Genomic DNA, 18,762 nt, shown 5'->3' on the forward strand with positions numbered 1-18,762 from the left:
CGAGTCGTACGCCTACCGGGTGAGCTGACGGATTCGGGCACGACTTGCCCTACCCCCGCTCCCACCACCGACGTGCGGCGGCGCCTCGCGGAGGATTCACCCCAGGTGGCGCGGCGCGGGCGCTGGGCCCCCGCTGCACCGGATGGTTCCCCGGTTCCGGTCACCTCGCGGTGCCCGGACTCAGCGCGGTGCCCGCGCGGGTCGGCTGACCCACTCCCACGAGCACCAGGGGGCAAAGGTAGTCCGCCGCCCCACACCGCTCCAACTCGGGCGGCCATGGTGTGGACAGACGCTGGTCGACGCGCCCTCGGCCAGCGTCCTCAGGCCGACTCGACCTCCGGGCCGTCCACCGCCTCCACCAGTCTCAGCGGCGGCACCAGCCCGCTGTGCGCCAGGACGTCGAGCGCCTGGCGCTCGTCGTCGTCGAAGACCAGCTCGGGTGGGGGGCCGAGCAGCACGGTGACCACGCAGTCGTGGCAGGACCAGCCCCGGACCACACAGGTGTCGCAGTCGATTCTCGTCGTCATGCCGTGAACCTCTCATCCGCCACCGACAGTCCTCCGCCGATGAGCGTCCACGGTCGGTGCGTGCACCGGACGAGGGGGATGACTAGTCCTTTCGGGCCGTCACATCTTGCCCCCGCGGGCGAGGTCGTCGCAGCGAGTCGACACCTACGCTCGCGGCGTGACTCCCCCGTCCAGCGCCCCCTCGATCTCCCGTGAGGTGACGGCGACCGACGACGACAGCCTGGAGCGGGTCACCGGCGGGCGAGCCACCGGGGAGATCTCCGCGGCGAGGCGACTGCGCATCCTGGTGATCGCTCTCGTGTACAGCGGGCTGTGGGCGGTGCTGTGCAACGTCGTGCTCGAGCTCTCGGTCTGGATCGGCGAGCCCGGGCCGGCCCTGTGGAAGATCCCCGTTCACAACAAGGCCATGTACCTCGGCGCCGCCGTGATCTGGATCGTCATCATGCTGGCGATCGCGGTGAGCAACAGGTTCTGGGCATCCCTGGGCACCACCCTGGCGCTGACGGTCCTGGTGGCGGTGGTGAACCACGTGAAGATGGGTGTGCGTCGAGAGCCGCTGTACCCGAGTGATGTCGCCTTCCTGAGCGAGCCCCGGTTCCTGTGGGCGATGGTCAGCCCCTGGCACGTTGCGGTGATCCTCGCCGTCATGGTGCTCATCGTCGCGGCAGCCCTCTGGACGGGGCGTCGCACGTCGCGCCTCTTCCCCCGCACCCGGCGGCGTGAGTCACCCCGCTGGTGGTGGGGCCTCCTCGTCGTACGAGGTGTGGTCGCTGCCTCCTGCCTCGCGCTGTTGGTCTCGGCGTCCCACTTCAACCAGCCGGGCAACCCGTGGCGGAATGCGTACGAGAACCAGGGCGCCGCCTGGCGCTTCTGGTACCAGATCCTCAACTATCGCGACAACGGATTCGTGGGGGGCTTCCTCTACAACACCGACGTTCCGGCCATGTCGCGTCCGCCTGGTTACAGCGAGACCGCCATGGACGCGATCGCTGCCCGCTACCGGACCGCCGCGGACCGGATCAACTCCGAGCGTGATTCTCGTGTGCTTGCCGACACCAACGTGATCGTCATCCTCAGCGAGGCTTTCAGCGACCCGACACGCTTGGCTGGCTTCGAGCTGGCGGAGGACCCCATCCCGCGGACCCGCGCAACGATGGCTGGGACCACGTCCGGCAGCATGCTCGCGCAGCTCTACGGCGGCGGCACGGCCAACATGGAGTTCGAGGCACTCACCGGCCAGTCCCTCAAGCTGTTCTCACCCCAGCTCAACACGCCGTACCAGCAGCTGGTCGCCGACCACGTCACCTACCCGTCTGCCGTGGGCTGGTTGGCTGACACGCACAGGCGCATCGCCGTGCACCCTTACTTCACGGGCATGTACAAGCGGAACAAGGTCTACGACACCCTTGGTTTCGAGGAGTTCGTCCACGACACGACCATGCAGCGTTCGGACAAACTCGAGGACGGCGACTTCATCTCCGACCAGTCGGCCTTCGACGAGGTGCTGCATCAGGTCGAGCGATCGGACGACCCACTTCTGGTCAACCTAGTGACCATGCAGAACCACGTGCCGATGTCAGGGTCCTACCATGACCCCGTCGACGTCGCCGGAGTCGAGAAGGACCAGGCTCAGCCCATCGGCGCCTACGCCCGTGGTCTCTCGTACACGGACGCCGCGTTGGCGGATCTGCTGGATTCGCTCGAATCCCAGGAGGAGCGCACCGTGGTGGTCTTCTACGGCGACCACCAGCCCGGGATCTACGGTGACGAGATCATCAGCGCCAACCCGGCGCTGGCGCCCTACCGGACAGAGTTCTTCCTCTGGGACAGCGAAGGCAACTCGCCTGCTCCTCAGCCGTTGACGAGCCCGATCCACTTCCTACCGATGGCGATGGACATGCTCGGGGCCGAGATCCCTCCTTACTACGTGCTGCTGAAGCGATTGCGGGAGGAGATTCCGGCCATGGAGGGAGAGGCCTTCTACACACCCGACGGTCGACCGCACACGGATATCGAGACGCTGAGCCCGACCGCACAACAGCTGCTCGAGGACCTGCAGATGGTCCAGTACGACTTCTCGGTCGGCGAGCGCTACGCCCTCGACGACATGTGGTACTCGAGCGCGGACTGACCATCGGTGCCGACACGGCGTCTCCGCGCCACCGACCACGCCGCGAGCGCCAGCAGGAGGTCGCCGACGGTGTGCAGCACGCGGGTCACGAGCGCGACGGCCGTGGCGGTCGGCAGCCCGAGCACGGGCGCCAGCAGCGCCACCAGCGTGACGTCGCGAGCCCCGAGACCGGCGGGCGCCACCACGACCAGGACCCCGATCGCGTAGGACGCGGTGAAGGCGCCGGCCGCCAGCCCGAGAAGCTGCCAGTCGGGCGAGGGCGCCAGCACGGTCAGGGCGGCGGCGTAGCAGCTCCAGGTGAGTGTCTGGACGGCGGCGATGCGTGCGAGGACCCCGACCGTCACCCGCAGGCCGTCAGCGCCCGCGAGCAGGGACCCACCCCGGTTGACCACCGGCGGGGTGAGCGCCACCAGCGCGCCGACCAGCACGCTCCAGAGCACCCACCGCGGCACGTCCACCGTGGTGGCGCCCAGCAGCGCGCACACCGAGGCCACCAGCCCGCCGGTGGCCAGGTTGACGCCGAGGAAGACCAGCGAGGTGCTCACCGTGGTGCGCACCGGCACGTCGTGGGCGCGCGCGAGCTCGGCGTGGGCGCCCATGGACCACACGCCGCCGGGGATGTACTTGCCCAGCTGGCCGAGGAAGAAGACGGCACGCCCCGCAGTGCCGGGCAACCGGCGTCCGAAGGCGCCCAGCAGCGCCAGCCACGCCGAGCCCGTGGCGGCGATGCCCACCAGCACCAGCGCCAGGGCCGCCAGCACCCGCCAGGGAGAGATCGAGCGCAGCGCCTCCAGCAGCTCGTCCTCGCGCCCCCACAGGCCCCACCAGGCGAAGGCCACCACCAGCGCGAGGAAGGCCCAGCGCGCCACCCGCATCCAGCGACGACGGGCCGCGGACTCCGCCTGCCTCACGCGGCCCTCGCATCGGCCGGCCGCACACGCACGAGCGCGGTGCGCGTGGGGTAGGGCAGCGCCGGCGTGCGACCGCGCGTCCACTCCACCTGCAACCGCTGACCGTGCCGGGCCAGCGCGTCGCGGTAGCGGGCACGGTCCACGTTGTCCACGACAAGCAGCCCTCCGGCTGCCACGTGGTCCAGCGCCCGGTCCAGGCAGGCCTCCCGGGCGCGGCCGTCCACCACCACGACGTCGAAGAGCCCGTCGGACGGCGTCAGCGCCGCCACGTAGTCGGTGAAGTCCAGACCCTCGAAGCCGGGCTTGGCGGAGCGAGCGCCGCCGGGTCGACGCACCGGCTCGACGACGCGCAGCTCCGCGTTCGCGGGCAGCACGCGGCGCATCTGTTCAGCCCAGGCGACGTCGTGCTCCACGCTGGTGACGGACCCGGCACGTGCGGCCAGCCAGACGGTGGAGGCGCCGGAGCCCCACTCGAAGACGCGCGCCCCTGGACGTTGCCGCAGCAGCACCTCGACGCCGTCGGCGGCCTCGAAGGTCCACCAGGGCACGTCGAGCCGCAGCATGTCGTCGAGGTCGTAGACCGCCAGCCACGAGCGCACCCACAGCGCCGTGCGCGAGCGGCGGGCAGCACGGTCCAGCAGCGCGACGACGCCCAGGCGCCCCAGCACCGCGCGCACCAGCCGCACGCATCGCACGTAGAGATCCTTCACGAGGCTCCTCCTGCCAGAGATGTCGGTGGTGGCGCCGGAGCCGCCGCCAGCGAGAGCAGCCGCACGCCTGGGCCCTCCACGTCGACGACGACCCGGCCCTCCCCGTAATGGGCTGCCACGGGCGCCGGCACCGACGCCGTCCATGACTCACCCGTCGACTCCGCGGGCAACGGCGTGCCGTTGACGCTGAGCCGCAGCGCCCCGGCACCCTCCGCGGTGCCGCTCAGCACGAGCCCGGCCCCCTCGGCCACCTCCAGCGTGAAGCCCAGCGACGGGGTGTCGTCCTCCCCCGCGGGCTCCGTGCCGAGGCCGCGGCGCGAGGGGTGGATGTCCCAACCGCCCAGCAGCGTCTCCCCACCCTGCGTCGAGCCGTCGGCGTCGTCGAAGTCCAGGCCGCCCGCCGGGTAGGCAGGCAGCACCAGGTCGCACGTGGCCACGAAGCCCATCTCCACCTCGCGCCAGTACAGCCAGCGACGCACGGTGCTGTGCTTGGTGCAGTTGCTGCCCGCCGCGTCGCTGCCGGTCTGCACGGCCAGGAAGCGGGTGGGCGTGGGCTGCCAGCCGGCCGCCCACGAGTCGTCGCCATCGCGGCGCTCCGCGTAGGCGCTCAGCGGGCTCACCACCTCACCGGCGCAGTCGTCGTGGGTGTCGCGCGACCAGCGGTACCACCGACCCTGCTCGTCCATGGTCGGCGAGCACGTCACCCAACCGTCGGCGGGCACCTCCGGGGCCAGCTCCCGCACGCTGGTGCGCCAGTAGTCGGTCTGGACGCCGTAACCGGTCAAGCGCTCGACGGTCGGCGAGGCCGCCGAGGCGAGCACCGTGGAGTAGGCGTAGGAGTAGGGGAAGAGCTGCAGCTGCACCACCAGCGGCCCCACCAGCCCGACGACGACCGCCACGGGCACGACCGCCCGCAGGACGGGCCGGCGACGCCACGATGCCCGCGAGGCCAGCAGCGCCGCCACGCCCACGGTGGCAAGCACCGCAACCGCCGGCGCCGCGAACAGCATCTGCCGTACGCCGGTGTAGATGTTGGACTGGCGCACCACCGCCAGCACGGGCAGCACGAAGGCCTGTGCCAGCACCAGCGCCAGCACCACCTCGCGGGGATCCCAGCGGCGCGAGTGCCGCCACGAGCGCCAGGCCAGACGCACGCCGACGACGGCGCCGGCCAGCGCGGCCACCAGCACCAGCGTGGGCACCTCCACCAACGTGAACAGCGGCAGGTACCACCAGTCACCGCTGCGGCCGTCGAACCGCGAGGACTCCAGGGCCCCACCCACCAGCGCCTGCAGCGGCGTCGCGAATGCCGACGGGTAGCTCACCAGCAGCAGCAGGTAGGCCACGCAGAGCGAGCCGAGCACGGCGGCGATCCGCACCCGGTCCCGTGTCACCAGCACCAGCGCGACTCCGAGCGCGAGCCCAGGCCAGATCCCTGGCCGGGTGCCGACGGCGAGCACGACACCCGCCACCAGCGCCGTGCACCCGCTGAGCAGCCGCAGGCCCGGTCGCACGGGCCGACGCGCGTCGTCGTCGGCGCGCAGCACCAGCAGGGCGAGGCCGAGCGTGGCCAGCGTGTAGCCGGTCGCGACCGGGACGTCCTTGACGTTGAACATCGAGTGCCCGGCCCACACGGGCAGCGCCAGCAGCACCGCCGCCGTCACCAGCCCCCACGTCCAGCGACGCAGCAGCAGCCGGCTCAGGCCGGCGGCCGCGGCCACCCCACCCAGCCCGATCACACCGACGCCGAGGTGCCGCACCGCGTAGGCGTGCGCCGAGGCCGAGACGGCGCCGGGGTCGCCACCCCACAGCACCGACCAGCCCTGCAGCAGCTGCATGGTCAGCGGGCCGTACACGTAGCGCTGCTCCTGCCAGGGCCCGGGCTCGTCGCCCAGCAGGTCGCCGTCGAGCAGGTACCAGCCGTGGTCGAGCCAGCTGCGCATGCGCAGCACGTGGTAGCTCTCGTCGTAGCTGACGCCCGTGCGCCACCCGCCGAGCAGCACCACCACCACCCCGACGACGACGACGCCGCCGGCCAGCGCCACCAGCGGGCGCGGCGGTCTCACGCGCGACGACCCGGATCGCGGTTGCGGGCGTTGACCACCAGCTCCGCGAGCAGGCCGAAGAGGGTCAGCTGCAGGCCCACCATCACCAGCAGCACGCCGGCGATCAACAGCGGGCGGTCGCCGATGGCCAAACCGGCCACCAGCTTCAGACCGGTCAGCCACACGAGGCACACCATGCCGGCCAGGAAGCTCAGCACGCCGATCCCGCCGAACAGGTGCGAGGGGCGGTGCTCGTAGCTCAGCAGGAAGCGCACGGTCACCAGGTCCGACATCCCACGCCAGAACCGGTTGAGGCCGTACTTGCTGCTCCCCCGCATCCGCGCGTGGTGCTGCACGGGCACCTCTGCCACGCGGTGGCCCAGCCCGTGCGCGATGACGGTGAGGTAGCGGTGCATCTCGCCGTAGAGCATCGGCGAGACGTCGCGCGCCACGTCGGCGCGCATGGCCTTGAAGCCGGAGTTGAAGTCACGGCCGGGGGCACCCGAGAGGAGCCCGGTCGTGCGGTTGTAGAGCCGCGAGGTGGTGCGCTTGACGAAGCGGTCATGGCGCTCGAGTCGGGCGCCGGTCACCAGATCGGCTCCGTCCTCCAGACGGGCGAGCAGGCGCGGCAGCTCGGCCGGGTCGTCCTGGCCGTCGGCGTCCATCATCACGACGACGTCCGCGCCCCCGTCGAGCGCGCGGGCAAACCCGTGCTGCAGCGCGGCGGCCTTGCCGAGGTTGTGGCGGTGCGTCTCGAGCTCGACGCACGGCAGGTCGCCCATCAGCCGCGCCATCACCTTGCCGGTGTCGTCGGTCGAGCCGTCGTCGACCACGAGCACGCGGCCGAGCGGGTCGAAGGCCAGCACCTCCGCGGCGATGCGCGGCACCAGCTCGACCAGGTTCTCCGCCTCGTCGAGCGCCGGCACGACCACCCAGATCATGCCGGGATGCTCACGGCGGCAGGTGAACCGCGCGTGAGGCGCACGCGGACGTGCCGTGTCCACTGGACGGAGACTCCTCGCCGCGCGCCTCGCCCGGCCTGTCGGTGGCCCCGCCTAGCGTCCCTGCTGTGAGTGCAGCACCCGTCCCACCCCCGCCCCGTTGGGAGTCCCAGCGCAGCTTCGACCAGCTCGGCCGCCCGCTGAGCGGGGTCACCTTCACCGTCGTGGACCTCGAGACCACCGGCGGCTCGGCCGCCGCAGGGTCGATGATCACCGAGATCGGTGCGGTCAAGGTGCGCGGCGGGGAGGTGCTCGGCGAGTTCCAGACGCTGGTCAACCCGCACACCGCCATCCCGGCCTTCATCGCGGTGCTCACGGGCATCAGCAACTCGATGGTGGTCGACGCGCCCCCGATCGAGAGCGCGCTGCCGGCCTTCCTCGAGTTCGCCGCCGGCACCGTGCTGGTGGCCCACAACGCGCCCTTCGACGTCGGCTTCCTGCAGCACTTCGCCGAGCAGCAGGGCCGCCCCTGGCCCGGCTTCGAGGTCGTCGACACCGCCCGGCTCGCCCGGCGCGTGATCACCCGCGACGACGCCCCCAACTGCAAGCTCTCCTCGCTCGCACGGGTCTTCCGCTCCAGCACCGAGCCCAACCACCGGGCACTCTCCGACGCGCGCGCCACCGTCGACGTGCTGCACGGCCTGATGGAGCGTCTCGGCGGGCAGGGCGTTCAGACGCTGGAGGAGCTGCAGACCTTCACCGGCCGCGTCACCGCCGCGCAGCGCCGCAAGCGGCACCTGGCCGACGGGCTGCCGCACGCCCCCGGCGTCTACCTCTTCCGCGACGAGCAGGAGAAGGTGCTCTACGTCGGCACCTCCAAGGACCTGCGCACCCGGGTGCGCAGCTACTTCACCGCCTCCGAGACCCGCTCGCGGATGGGTGAGATGGTGCGCCTCGCCGCCCGGGTGGAGGCGATCGAGTGCGCGACACCTCTGGAGGCGCAGGTACGCGAGCTGCGGCTGATCGGGCAGCACAAGCCCGGCTACAACCGGCGCTCGCGGCACCCGGAGAAGCAGACCTTCGTCAAGCTCACCCGCGAGCCGTGGCCGCGGCTCTCGCTGGTGCACAAGGTGCTCGACGACGAGGCCGACTACCTCGGCCCGTTCGGCTCCAAGCGCACCGCCGAGCGCTGCCTGGCCGCCCTGCACGAGACCTTCCCGGTGCGGCAGTGCTCCGACCGGTTCGGCCAGCGCCCCTCCCGCACGCCCTGCGTGCTGGCCGAGCTGGGCCGCTGCCTCTCCCCCTGCGACGGCTCCACCGACCACCTCACCTACGGGGCCGTCGTGCGTCGACTCCGCGACACCCTGCTCGAACGACCCGACGACGTCGTCGAGGTGGTCAACGCCCGCATGGCGGCCCTGGCCGCCGACGAGCGCTTCGAGGAGGCCGGCACCCACCGCGACCGGTTGGCCGCGTTCGTTCGCGCCTCCGCGCGCACCCAGCGGCTCACGTCTCTCACCGCCTGCGCCGAGGTGGTGGCGGCCCGCAAGGAGGACGACGGCCGCTGGGCGGTGCACGTGGTGCGCCACGGCCGCCTGGCCGCGGCCGGCGTCATCCCGCCCGGCGCCGAGGCGCACCGCTTCGTCGACCACCTGCGCGCCAGCGCCGAGACCGTCATCCCCGGCCTGGGCCCGGTGCCCGCCGCCTCGGCGGAGGAGACGGAGAAGGTGCTGAAGTGGCTGGAGTCCCCCGGCGTGCGCCTGATCGAGGTCGACGGCAGCTGGACCTGCCCGGTCGGCGGCGCCACCCGCCACCTGGCCACCGCGGTGGTGGAGCCGGCCCCGTTCGACGAGGACGGTGGCCCTCCCGCGCGGTCACGCAGGCAGCACATCACGTGCTGAGTCCAGAGGGCTCCCTTCGTCTAGGGCGCCGATGCTCCTGCATCCACCTCAACGCGGGCGCCTCGCAGGCCTTCCAAGAGATCCACGCCATCGCTGTTGCAAGCGGTGCGGCAGCCAGGGTTAGCGGGACCCAGTGATCCACGCCGTGGCGCACGAGCACGACCTGCAGCGGAAATCCGTACAGGTAAGTGCCATACGACAGGTCCACGTTTGGTCGCGCCCATCGGCGCGCACCCACGGCCAAGCTGGCCCACAGACACAGGTAAGCGACTGAGGGAGCCCCGAGGAGGTGGTAGTTGGGCATCAGCAACGACGAGAAGAGAACCACAGAAGCGACGGCGGCGAGATTCCCCGACACCGGCACCCTGGCCCTGACCAGCCAGATCAGCGCTCCGAGCGCGAACATGAGACCCAAGCGCGGCACGGCGCTGACCCACAACGTACCGGGGATGGCGGACCACACCCCAGCGACAGTCAACACCAGCAGCCAGGACCACAGCACGCACGCGATCGCGGCCACCGTCGCCGCAGTTAGCGCCCTCCGAGAGCCCAGCACAAGCATCGACGCGTAGCAGCAGCACTCCCACCACAGTGACCACAACGAGAGGTTGAGGTACTGACCGTCCTCAGCGAGTCCTCGGTGGCTCATGTAGACACCAGCGTTCCCCAGCGCGTATGTCGCGCGGTCGCGCAACGTCGACTCGGGCGCGACCACGGGTGCGATGACCGCGGCAGTGAGCGCTAGGCAGAGCCAAAGCCCGGGCAGCAGCCTGCTGGCCCGCGCAAGAGCGAATTCCAGCGCTCGTGGGCGCTTGGTCCAGGATCGGGCCAGTAGGAAGCCGGAGACCGCGAAGAATGCGTCGACCGGCACCTCCTCTAGCAGCTGGTGCAACGGCCAACTGAGCCACGAGCGGTCCGTCAGCAGGATTGAGTGCCATAGCAGGACGACCAACGCAAGACCCAGCCGGAGACCGTTGAGAGCGTTCGGCCGGCGCTCGAAGGCCTCGCCCATGGATTGCACGCCGAACAGCATCGACCCATTCGCGATAGCCCGGACTTGAACCAGAGACGGCGGCACGATCATCTCGATGCTGTGGTCCATCCGGACCACGGAGAGCCCCCCGTCAGGACCATGGCGGACTAGTCTCTGGCCATGATCACCGCCATCGTCTTCGTGAAGGCCGACGTCGCCCGCATCCCCGAGGTGGCCGAGCAGATCGCGGCCCTCGAGGGTGTCAGCGAGGTCTACTCGGTGACCGGCCAGATCGACCTGATCGCGCTCGTGCGGGTGCGCAACCACGACGACGTCGCCGCGGTGGTCGCCGACCAGCTGAACAAGGTGCCCGGCGTCGCCGCCACCGAGACCCACATCGCCTTCCGGGCCTACTCGCGGCACGACCTGGAGTCAGCGTTCTCGCTCGGGTTGGACTGACTCCGCCGATCGGTCACTTCTCGTAGTCCCCCGGGGCTATAGCCCACCGATGGCGCCACTGCCGGCGATGGCATCTGCCTACGGTGACGCGACTCCGGGGTCCGTCGAGGGAATGGACTGCACCTGATCCGGGGCGACCTGGGAGGCCCTGGTGCGGAGAGCAGTAGATCGAGCACGTCCGATGGCAGGAATCCGGCTGTGCGCGGTCGGGGCGACCACGGCCCTGCTGCTGTCTGTGTTGGCCACCACGACACCTGCCGAGGCGGCCACTGCCAAGCCCGGCGGGCTGAAGGCGACCGGGGTCTCCACCACCGCGCTCGCCTTCGCTTGGAAGCCGGTGAAGAAGGCGCAGTCCTACGACGTCGAGGTGGCACGCACGGCTTCGTTCGACAAGCTGGTGCTCGACGAGAACACCGAGAACACCGTCGTCACGCCGACCGATCCTCTGCCCCCGGGCCGCCTCTACTGGCGGGTTCGCGCCGAGGTCAACGGCAAGACGGGCAAGTGGGCGACCTCGAGCATCGTCCAGCAGCAGCGGCCCGGCCCCGTCCAGCTACTCCCGGCGCACGCCTCGACCCTCGAGCAACCCGCCTCGCCGCCGACGCTCATCTGGCAGCCCGTCGCCGGAGCGGAGGAGTACATCGTCGAGATCGACGGCGGTGAGCGCGACTGGGTCGACACCGAGGTGATCCGTACCGACACCACCTCCACCGTCGTGAACGAGCCGCAGCCCAACGGCACCTACTGGTGGCGGGTTCGTGCGCTGCTTGACCGCGACGTGCTGACCCGTCCGTCGTCCGAACGCAGCTACACCATCGGCGCCCTCCCGCTGGTCGACCTGGACGAGATCCAGTCGCCGATGGAGGAGGTCGTGCTCTCCTGGCAGCCCGTCGCGGGCGCGGCCGACTACGAGATCCGCGTCAGCACCGACGACGGCTTCAACAACATCGTCTACAAGTCCTTCGTCGACGGCACGCGCTACTCGCCACCCAAGACCTACGACAATGCCTCCTACTGGTGGCAGGTCCGTGCACGGAACTCGTTGGGACAGACCGCCGAGTGGGACTCCGCCGAGGTCGGGCTCTTCCGGCGTGCGTGGAACGTCAAGCCCGAGCTGACCTACCCGGCTGACGGCGGCTCGGCCAATGGTGACCTGTTCTTCCAGTGGGAGCCGGTCCGGCTGGCGTCCCACTACCGGCTGTTCGTGAGCACAGAGCCCGGCTTCTCCAACAACACGACGACGAACGACTGCGTCACGGAGCAGACCACGTTCACGCCGTTGGGCTCGCAGTTTCCGGGTGCAGACCAGGATTGCTTCCCCTGGAAGGGGAGCGGCACCTACTACTGGCGCGTGCAGGCGCTGGACCAACCCACCGAGGTGCAGAGCGTCTTCTCTGCGGTTCGTTCCTTCGACTTCGTTGCGCCGTCGACCCCACCCCGGGGATCACTCGGGTCTGTGACCGGGCAACGCCTGACCTTGCACGGAACGGGATCCTCGGCGTGCACCAAATCACTTCAGTCGGGCACCGGCACATGCGGTGTGAGTGCCACCCCACTCTTCCGCTGGAGTCCTACGCCCGGAGCTGCGAGCTACCGCATCTATCTTGCTCACGACCCGGACATGACCAACATGGTGACCGGATACGGCAACGCCAGTTTCCCCGACAGACTCCCCACGACCACCGCAACCCAGTGGATTCCGCCGAGGTCGCTTCGGGACACCCAGGCCGGCGAGGCGTACTACTGGTTCGTCCGAGCATGTGACCACGACCGGCTCTGTGGCCCCACTCCGGAGCGTGCCAGCAACTCCTTCGAGAAGACCTCGCCGAAGGTCGAGCTCCTCACCCCGGCCGCGACCGCCACCGTGTCGGACAGCGTCACCTTCCGCTGGACCGACTACCGCGAGAGCAACCTCTCGGTCACCGACGCGGACACCCGCGAGCAGCCTCACCAGACTGGAGAGCAGTACCGAATCCAGGTCTCGGACACCGAGACCTTTGCCAAGAAGGTCGACGAGATCGTCGTCGACCAGACCACCTACACCGCGTTCTCGAAGATGTACCCCGAGGGGCAGCTGTGGTGGCGCGTCCAGGCCATCGACGGCAACGGCAACGACCTCACCTGGAGCACGCCTCGTCGTTTCACCAAGGCGTCTCCCCCGCCCACCCCTATCGGTCCCATCAACGGGCAGGTAGTGACCGGGATCCAGCCCTTCCGCTGGCTACCGGGGACCTTCGCGAAGTACTACGACCTCGAGGTCTACCGCAATGCCGACACCACCGCGTCGAGCAGCAACCTGGCGGCTCGTGCGAGCAACATCCGTCAGACGGCCTTCTCGTTCGACAAGCCCTTGGAGGCACTCGGCACTGACTTCGTGTGGCGCCTGCGCAAGAGCGACGCCTCCGGCAACAAGTCGGCGTGGGGCGCGTGGCAGCGATTCCGCGTAGGAGCAACCGTTCCGGTCCTGGCGTCCCCGGCATCGGGGCGCGAGGTGACCAACACGAAGCTCCTGTTCTCGTGGCGTGCCCAGCCCCAGGCCCTGAGCTACCTGGTCCAGCTGCGACGCGGCAACGAGATCGAGGAGTCGGTCAGCACACGGGCAACCGTCTTCGCTCCGACCGACGGCCTCGACAAGGGCACGTGGAGCTGGCGTGTGACCGCCCTCGACGCCGGCAAGGACACCCTGCGAGCCAGCGCGTGGCGCAAGTTCACCGTGAAGCGCTGAGCTTCACGATCGCGGCACCGCGGGAGGACTCGGCTAACCTCCCGCGGTGACCTGGCTGACCGACCACTGGATCGACGTCCTGGGCTGGGGCGGCAGCGCCCTGCTCGTGTTCTCGCTGCTCCAGGCGCGGGTGCTGCGCTTCCGGGTGCTCAACCTGGTCGCTTGCGTCGTCCTGGTCGGCTTCAACGCCCTGGTCGGCGTGTGGCCGATGGTGGCGATGAACGCCGTCCTGTGTGCGATCAACGTCTGGTTCATCGTGCGACTGGTCCGCGAGCGGCACGATGACGCTGCGTTCGAGGTCATCGCCGTCGGCACCGGCGACCAGTACCTGCGCCACGTGCTCACCACCCACGCCGCCGACATCCGCCGCTTCCAACCGGACTTCACCTGGCAGCCCGGCGACGAGGGGCACGCGTTCGTGGTCGCGAGGGGCGACCAGACGGTCGGCGTCGTCGTGGTGCGTGGTGAGGGCGACGTCGCCCGGGTCCTCCTGGACTACGTGACGCCCAAGTACCGCGACTTCTCTCCCGGCGAGTTCGTGTGGCGGCACAGCGGCGCCCTGCGCGACCTCGGGTTCCGCCACGTGCTCACCTCCGACCAGATGGTCGGCGCCTACTACGCACGCATCGGCTTCCGGCCCAACGGTGGCGAGTTCGTCCTCGACCTGTAGGCCGGCGTCGCGCTACCCCGCGGCCGCCGCCACCCACCGCTCGAGCGCAGCAGCCGCCGCACCCGAGTCGACAGCGTCCGCAGCGCGCGCGTAGCCGGCGGCGAGAGCCTGCTCGAGCGACTCGCCGGGCGCCTCGTGCACGGCCAGGGCGGCACCCGCGTTGAGCAGCACGGCGTCGCGCACGGGGCCGCGCTCACCGTCGAGGGTCCGCCGGAACACGTCGGCGTTGAAGGCCACGTCGCCGCCAGCGAGGTCCGCAGGGGTCGCTGGCGCGAGGTCGAGCACCGCGGGGTCGAGCGAGCCTTCGGTGACGACGCCGTCGTGCACCACCCACACCGACGACGTCGTGGTCGTCGTCAGCTCGTCCAGGCCGTCGTCGCCGCGGAACACCCAGGCGTCCACGCCGCGCGCGGCGAACACGCCGGCCATCATCGGGGCGGCGCGACGGTCGGCGCAGCCGATGGCCTGCGCGGCCGGGCGGGCGGGGTTGGCGAGCGGGCCGAGGAAGTTGAAGGTGGTGCCGATGCCGAGCTCGCGGCGCACCCCGGCGGCGTGCCGCATGGAGGGGTGGAAGGCCGCGGCGAAGCAGAACGTGATGCCCGCTTCCCGCGCGACCTCGGCGACCCGCGCCGGGGGCAGGTCGAGCCGGATGCCGAGAGCCTCGAGCACGTCGGCCGAGCCGGTCATCGAGGAGGCCGAGCGGTTGCCGTGCTTGACCACGGTCGCTCCGGCGCCCGCCGCCACCACCGCCGCCATCGAGGAGATGTTCACCGAGTTGGAGCGGTCGCTGCCGGTGCCGACGACGTCGAGCAACCGGCCCGGTACCGAGATCGGCGTGGCGACCGCGTACATCGCCTCGATCAGGCCGGTGACCTCCGCCACCGTCTCGCCCTTGGCGCGCAGCGCGACGGCGAAGCCGGCCACCTGCGCGGGAGTGGCGTCACCAGCGAGGATCTCGCCCATCGCCCAGGTCGTCTGGGTGGCCGTGAGGTCCTCGCCCTGCACCAGGGCGCCCAGCACCTCCGGCCAGGTCGGCGTACCCACGCCGCGGCTAGCGGGTGACGGGCACGCGGCTGCGCAGCAGCGCCACCGCGGCCTCGGCCAGCTGGATCGGGTCCAGCGGGTGCGGCACGGCCGCCTCGGCCCGCGACCACGTGGCCAGCCACGCGTCCTGCGGGCGGCCGGTGAGCACCAGCACCGGCGGGCAGTGGTAGATCTCGTCCTTGAGCTGCTTGGCGATGCCCATCCCGCCGGCGGGCGTGGCCTCGCCGTCGAGGATCACCAGGTCGACGCCGCCGGCGTCCATCACCTGGATGACGACGGGCTCGGTGGCGACCTGCACGTACTCGACCTCGGGGAGGTCGGGGTGGGGGCGGCGGCCGAGGGCGAGGATCACCTGCTCGCGGGTGGAGACGTCGTCGCTGTAGACCAGCACCTTGAGGGTTGCCTTCGACTCGCTCACGGCGGCGATGCTACCGCGGCTCCCCCTCGCTACCCTCGTGGCCATGGATCGCCCGCGAAGTAGCTACCGCTCCCCCGTGCCCGCCCGGGGTGAGCGGTCGTGATCGACACCCAGTTCTTCCTCAACTTCCTCCTGGTCCTGGTCTTCGTCCTGGTCGGTGGCGTCTTCGCCGCCACCGAGATCGCCCTGGTCTCACTGCGCGAGAGCCAGGTCTCGCGCATCGAGCAGCGCGGCGCCCGCGGCGCCCGCGTGGCCTCCGTGGCCCGCGACCCCAACCGCTTCCTCGCCGCCGTGCAGATCGGCGTCACCGTGGCGGGCTTCTTCTCCGCCGCCTACGGAGGCTCGACCCTCGCCCCCGACGTCGCGCCGTACCTGGTCGACCTCGGGCTCACCGACTCCGCCGCCGACGCCATCGCGCTCGTGGCGATGACCCTGGTGATCGCCTACCTCTCGCTGGTGCTGGGCGAGCTGGTGCCCAAGCGCCTGGCGCTGCAGAAGTCCGCGCAGCTCTCCATGCTCACCGCGCCGCCGCTCGACCGCTTCGCCACGCTGATGCGCCCGGTGATCTGGCTGCTCTCCATCTCCACCAACGCGCTGGTGCGCCTGCTGGGCGGCGACCCGAACGCCACCAACGACTCGGTCAGCGACGAGGAGCTGCGCGACATCGTCTCCACGCACGAGGGGCTGGGCGAGGACGAGCGGCGCATCGTCACCGACGTGTTCAACGCCACCCGCAGCACCCTCAAGGAGGTGATGCGCCCTCGCGGCGAGGTCGACTTCATCGAGGGGCGCCTCACGCTCGCGGAGGCCGCCTCCTGGGTCAGCGACCGCTCGCACTCGCGCTACCCCGTCATCGCCGGCAGCTTCGACGAGGTCACCGGGTTCCTGCACGTGCGCGACCTCATCGAGGTCGACGACCCGCAGCGCACGGTCGCCGAGGTGCAGCGGCAGATCCTGCTGCTGCCCTCCACCAACCGGGTGCTGCCCTCGGTGCGCGTCATGCGCGAGGCCAGCACGCACCTGGCCGTCGTCGTCGACGAGTACGGCGGCACCGACGGCATCGTCACGCTGGAGGACCTCGTCGAGGAGATCGTCGGCGACATCCGCGACGAGTACGACGACGAGGAGCCCGACCGCGTCGACCTGGTCGGCACCACCGTGCTGGCCGGCGGCCTGACCATCGAGGACTTCGCCGAGGAGACCGGCGTCGAGCTCGAGGACGGCGACTACGAGACCGTGGCCGGCTACGTGATCGCCCAGATCGGCCGGATGCCCGAGATGGGCGACTCGGTGGAGGTCGGCGAGACCCGGATCGAGGTGGTGGCCATGGAGGGACGCCGCGTCACCGAGGTCGCCGTGACGCAGGTGACCCCGCACGACCCCGACCAGCCCGACCAGCCCGACGGGTCCGACCAGCCCGACGGCGACCGCGCGGCCGCCGACGCGGCGACGACGTCGCCCTCGTCCGGCAGCTGACCCGGCGCGGGGTCAGCCCCGGGAGGCCTTCTCCGCGTCGCGGGCGTCCCGAGCCTCCCGCGCCTCCGCGAGGTCCAGGCGACGGTCCTCGCGCTGGGCCTCCTTCATCGAGGAGCGCACCCACTGGGTGAAGAGCACCACGAAGAACACGATGCCGATCAGGTCGCCGGCCCCCCAGAGCAGGCCGCCTGCCAGCTGCTGGTCCTCCAGCGGGTCGGGCAACCACGCGCCCAGCGGCCCCTCGCTGAGCGCGGGGTACCAGTCGCCGCCCAGCAGGGTGGACTGACCCATGATCGTGACGCCGAGGAAGGCGTGGAACGGCAGCGTCAGCACTGTGAGCAGCACCCGGAACGGGTAGCCCAGGCGCCCCGGCAGCGGGTCCACCCCCACGAGCGGCCAGAAGAACAGCGCCCCCACCAGCACCAGGTGCACGTGCATCATCTCGTGCACGTAGACGGAGCGGAGCGAGGCCTCGTACCAGCCGGAGAAGTAGAGCGCCCACGGCGAGACGATGTACAGCGCGAAGGTCAGCGGCGCGAAGGTGAGCACCGTGGCGACCTTGGAGTGCAGCACCGCCAGCAGCCAGCGCCGCGGCGAGCCCGGCAGGGTGCGCAGCGCGAGCGTCACGGGAGCGCCGAGCGCCAGGCTCAGCGGCACCAGCATCGAGAGCACCATGTGCTGCACCATGTGCACGCTCAGCAGCACCGTGTCGTAGGCGGCCAGCCCCGAGGAGGTCGCCACGTAGAACGACCCCATGCCCAGCACCACGAAGGCCAGGGTGCGGCCCACCGGCCAGTGGTCGCCGCGACGGCGCAGCGTGCGCACGCCGAGCAGGTACAGCCCGACCGCCCAGACCGTGGCCACGAGCGGCAGCGGAGCCACGTGCCACTCGGTGAAGAAGGTGTCGAACCCGAACGGCGGCAGGCTCTCCAGGTCGCCCGCAGGCGCCGCGCGCACGACGCCGTCCCGCGCCGGGTCGGCGAGGTCGCCCAGGGTGTCGCTCAGGGTCTGAAAGGCTGCTGAAACCACGCTGTGAACTTTATGACGTCGTCCATGAGGGGGTCGGGGTGGTCTCCGCCCGCAGGCGGGCCATAATGGTCATGTGGCGACCACAGCAACCATCCCGGCTTCCCGCCTGCACGGGCACCACGACCGCCCGAGCATGGTCGCGGTCGGCACGATCATCTGGCTCTCCAGCGAGCTGATGTTCTTCGCAGCCCTGTTCGCGTCCTACTTCACGATCCGGGCCGTCAGCCCCGACCTGTGGGCGATCAACACCGAGCTGCTGAACGTCCCGTTCGCCTCGGTCAACACCACGATCCTGGTGCTTTCTTCCCTCACCTGCCAGCTCGGCGTCTTCGCCGCCGAGCGCGGCCAGGTCGGGCGCTCCGGCTCGCTGCTGAACTTCCGTCAGTGGGGCCTGCGCGAGTGGTTCATCCTCACCTACATCATGGGCGCCATCTTCATCGGCGGTCAGGCGCTCGAGTACGCCGAGCTGCTGCACGAGGGCGTGACGATCCCGAGCTCCGCCTACGGCACGATGTTCTACCTGACCACCGGGTTCCACGGCATCCACGTGACCGGCGGCCTCATCGCGTTCCTGCTCGTCCTCGGCCGCACCTACCTGGCCAAGCGCTTCACGCACGAGCAGGCCGTCAGCGCCATCGTCGTCTCCTACTACTGGCACTTCGTCGACGTCGTCTGGATCGGCCTGTTCGCCACCATCTACCTGATCAAGTAGCCGACTCGGCCGCCGCCACCACGGTCGGCCGACACCGGCTCCCCGCCCCCGCGGCACCCCTCGCTCCACCCGGCAGCACCGAACGACGAA

At 70.7% G+C, this 18,762-nt stretch carries 16 protein-coding genes and 1 riboswitch; of the genes, 7 read left to right on the forward strand and 9 right to left on the reverse strand.

Annotated features, from left to right (window positions below):
- Positions 1-7 precede the first annotated feature (7 nt).
- Positions 8-186: riboswitch (cyclic di-AMP (ydaO/yuaA leader) on the reverse strand.
- Positions 187-320: 134 nt separating this feature from the next.
- Positions 321-527: a hypothetical protein gene (locus ABD948_RS18170; RefSeq protein ID WP_345268498.1), complete on the reverse strand. Its 207-nt coding sequence runs from the start codon at positions 525-527 to the stop codon at positions 321-323.
- A 157-nt stretch (positions 528-684) separates the two neighbouring features.
- Between ABD948_RS18170 and ABD948_RS18175 the strand changes: the two genes are divergently transcribed.
- Complete coding sequence (locus ABD948_RS18175) at positions 685-2,658, forward strand: LTA synthase family protein (RefSeq protein WP_345268500.1); 1,974 nt, start codon at positions 685-687, stop codon at positions 2,656-2,658.
- Here the strand turns inward: ABD948_RS18175 and ABD948_RS18180 are convergent.
- Genes ABD948_RS18180 through ABD948_RS18195 form a run of 4 tightly spaced genes read right to left on the reverse strand, consistent with a single transcriptional unit; the run spans position 2,619 to position 7,265 of the window.
- Positions 2,619-3,569: a lysylphosphatidylglycerol synthase domain-containing protein gene (locus ABD948_RS18180; protein WP_345268502.1), complete on the reverse strand. Its 951-nt coding sequence runs from the start codon at positions 3,567-3,569 to the stop codon at positions 2,619-2,621. The genes ABD948_RS18175 and ABD948_RS18180 overlap by 40 nt on opposite strands.
- Positions 3,566-4,264, reverse strand: coding sequence for an O-methyltransferase (locus ABD948_RS18185; RefSeq protein WP_345268504.1), 699 nt, complete (start codon positions 4,262-4,264; stop codon positions 3,566-3,568). The genes ABD948_RS18180 and ABD948_RS18185 overlap by 4 nt, the downstream gene beginning before the upstream one ends.
- Positions 4,265-4,275: 11 nt before the next feature.
- Positions 4,276-6,345, reverse strand: a complete 2,070-nt coding sequence (locus tag ABD948_RS18190; protein WP_345268506.1) for a hypothetical protein — start codon at positions 6,343-6,345, stop codon at positions 4,276-4,278.
- Positions 6,342-7,265 (reverse strand): glycosyltransferase family 2 protein, encoded by a 924-nt coding sequence (locus ABD948_RS18195; protein WP_345268508.1) that lies wholly within the window; start codon positions 7,263-7,265, stop codon positions 6,342-6,344. The genes ABD948_RS18190 and ABD948_RS18195 overlap by 4 nt, the downstream gene beginning before the upstream one ends.
- A gap of 128 nt (positions 7,266-7,393) precedes the next feature.
- Between ABD948_RS18195 and ABD948_RS18200 the strand changes: the two genes are divergently transcribed.
- Entirely contained in the window at positions 7,394-9,166 is a 1,773-nt protein-coding gene (locus ABD948_RS18200) for a DEDD exonuclease domain-containing protein (protein ID WP_345268510.1), read from the forward strand.
- Here the strand turns inward: ABD948_RS18200 and ABD948_RS18205 are convergent.
- Positions 9,156-10,268, reverse strand: a complete 1,113-nt coding sequence (locus ABD948_RS18205; protein ID WP_345268512.1) for an acyltransferase family protein — start codon at positions 10,266-10,268, stop codon at positions 9,156-9,158. The two genes, ABD948_RS18200 and ABD948_RS18205, sit on opposite strands and share 11 nt — an antisense overlap.
- 51 nt (positions 10,269-10,319) lie before the next feature.
- Here ABD948_RS18205 and ABD948_RS18210 point away from each other — a divergent pair, with 51 nt between their 5' ends.
- From ABD948_RS18210 to ABD948_RS18220, 3 genes are all read left to right on the forward strand, one after another.
- Positions 10,320-10,598 carry an Lrp/AsnC family transcriptional regulator gene (locus ABD948_RS18210; protein WP_345268514.1) on the forward strand — a complete coding sequence of 93 codons (279 nt, stop codon included), beginning with the start codon at positions 10,320-10,322 and terminating at the stop codon, positions 10,596-10,598.
- Positions 10,599-10,779: 181 nt separating this feature from the next.
- Positions 10,780-13,323 carry a fibronectin type III domain-containing protein gene (locus tag ABD948_RS18215; RefSeq protein WP_345268516.1) on the forward strand — a complete coding sequence of 848 codons (2,544 nt, stop codon included), beginning with the start codon at positions 10,780-10,782 and terminating at the stop codon, positions 13,321-13,323.
- Positions 13,324-13,369: 46 nt separating this feature from the next.
- Entirely contained in the window at positions 13,370-13,993 is a 624-nt protein-coding gene (locus ABD948_RS18220) for a YgjV family protein (protein WP_345268518.1), read from the forward strand.
- A gap of 12 nt (positions 13,994-14,005) precedes the next feature.
- On the opposite strand, the gene trpD is transcribed toward ABD948_RS18220, so the two are convergent.
- On the reverse strand, positions 14,006-15,037 hold the full coding sequence (gene trpD / locus ABD948_RS18225) for an anthranilate phosphoribosyltransferase (protein ID WP_345268520.1): 1,032 nt from the start codon (positions 15,035-15,037) through the stop codon (positions 14,006-14,008).
- A gap of 7 nt (positions 15,038-15,044) precedes the next feature.
- The gene (locus ABD948_RS18230) at positions 15,045-15,455 is read right to left on the reverse strand and encodes an Rv3143 family two-component system response regulator (protein ID WP_345268522.1); all 411 of its coding nucleotides are present in this window, start codon (positions 15,453-15,455) and stop codon (positions 15,045-15,047) included.
- Between the two features lie 99 nt (positions 15,456-15,554).
- Between ABD948_RS18230 and ABD948_RS18235 the strand changes: the two genes are divergently transcribed.
- Positions 15,555-16,931, forward strand: coding sequence for a hemolysin family protein (locus tag ABD948_RS18235; RefSeq protein WP_345268524.1), 1,377 nt, complete (start codon positions 15,555-15,557; stop codon positions 16,929-16,931).
- A gap of 12 nt (positions 16,932-16,943) precedes the next feature.
- Here the strand turns inward: ABD948_RS18235 and ABD948_RS18240 are convergent, their stop codons facing one another.
- Positions 16,944-17,960 (reverse strand): cytochrome c oxidase assembly protein, encoded by a 1,017-nt coding sequence (locus tag ABD948_RS18240; RefSeq protein ID WP_345268525.1) that lies wholly within the window; start codon positions 17,958-17,960, stop codon positions 16,944-16,946.
- A 73-nt stretch (positions 17,961-18,033) separates the two neighbouring features.
- Between ABD948_RS18240 and ctaE the strand changes: the two genes are divergently transcribed.
- Complete coding sequence (ctaE, locus tag ABD948_RS18245) at positions 18,034-18,672, forward strand: aa3-type cytochrome oxidase subunit III (protein WP_486348262.1); 639 nt, start codon at positions 18,034-18,036, stop codon at positions 18,670-18,672.
- The last annotated feature ends 90 nt before the right edge of the window (positions 18,673-18,762 follow it).

This window comes from Nocardioides nanhaiensis, from assembly GCF_039542785.1.
Lineage (GTDB): Bacteria > Actinomycetota > Actinomycetes > Propionibacteriales > Nocardioidaceae > Nocardioides > Nocardioides nanhaiensis.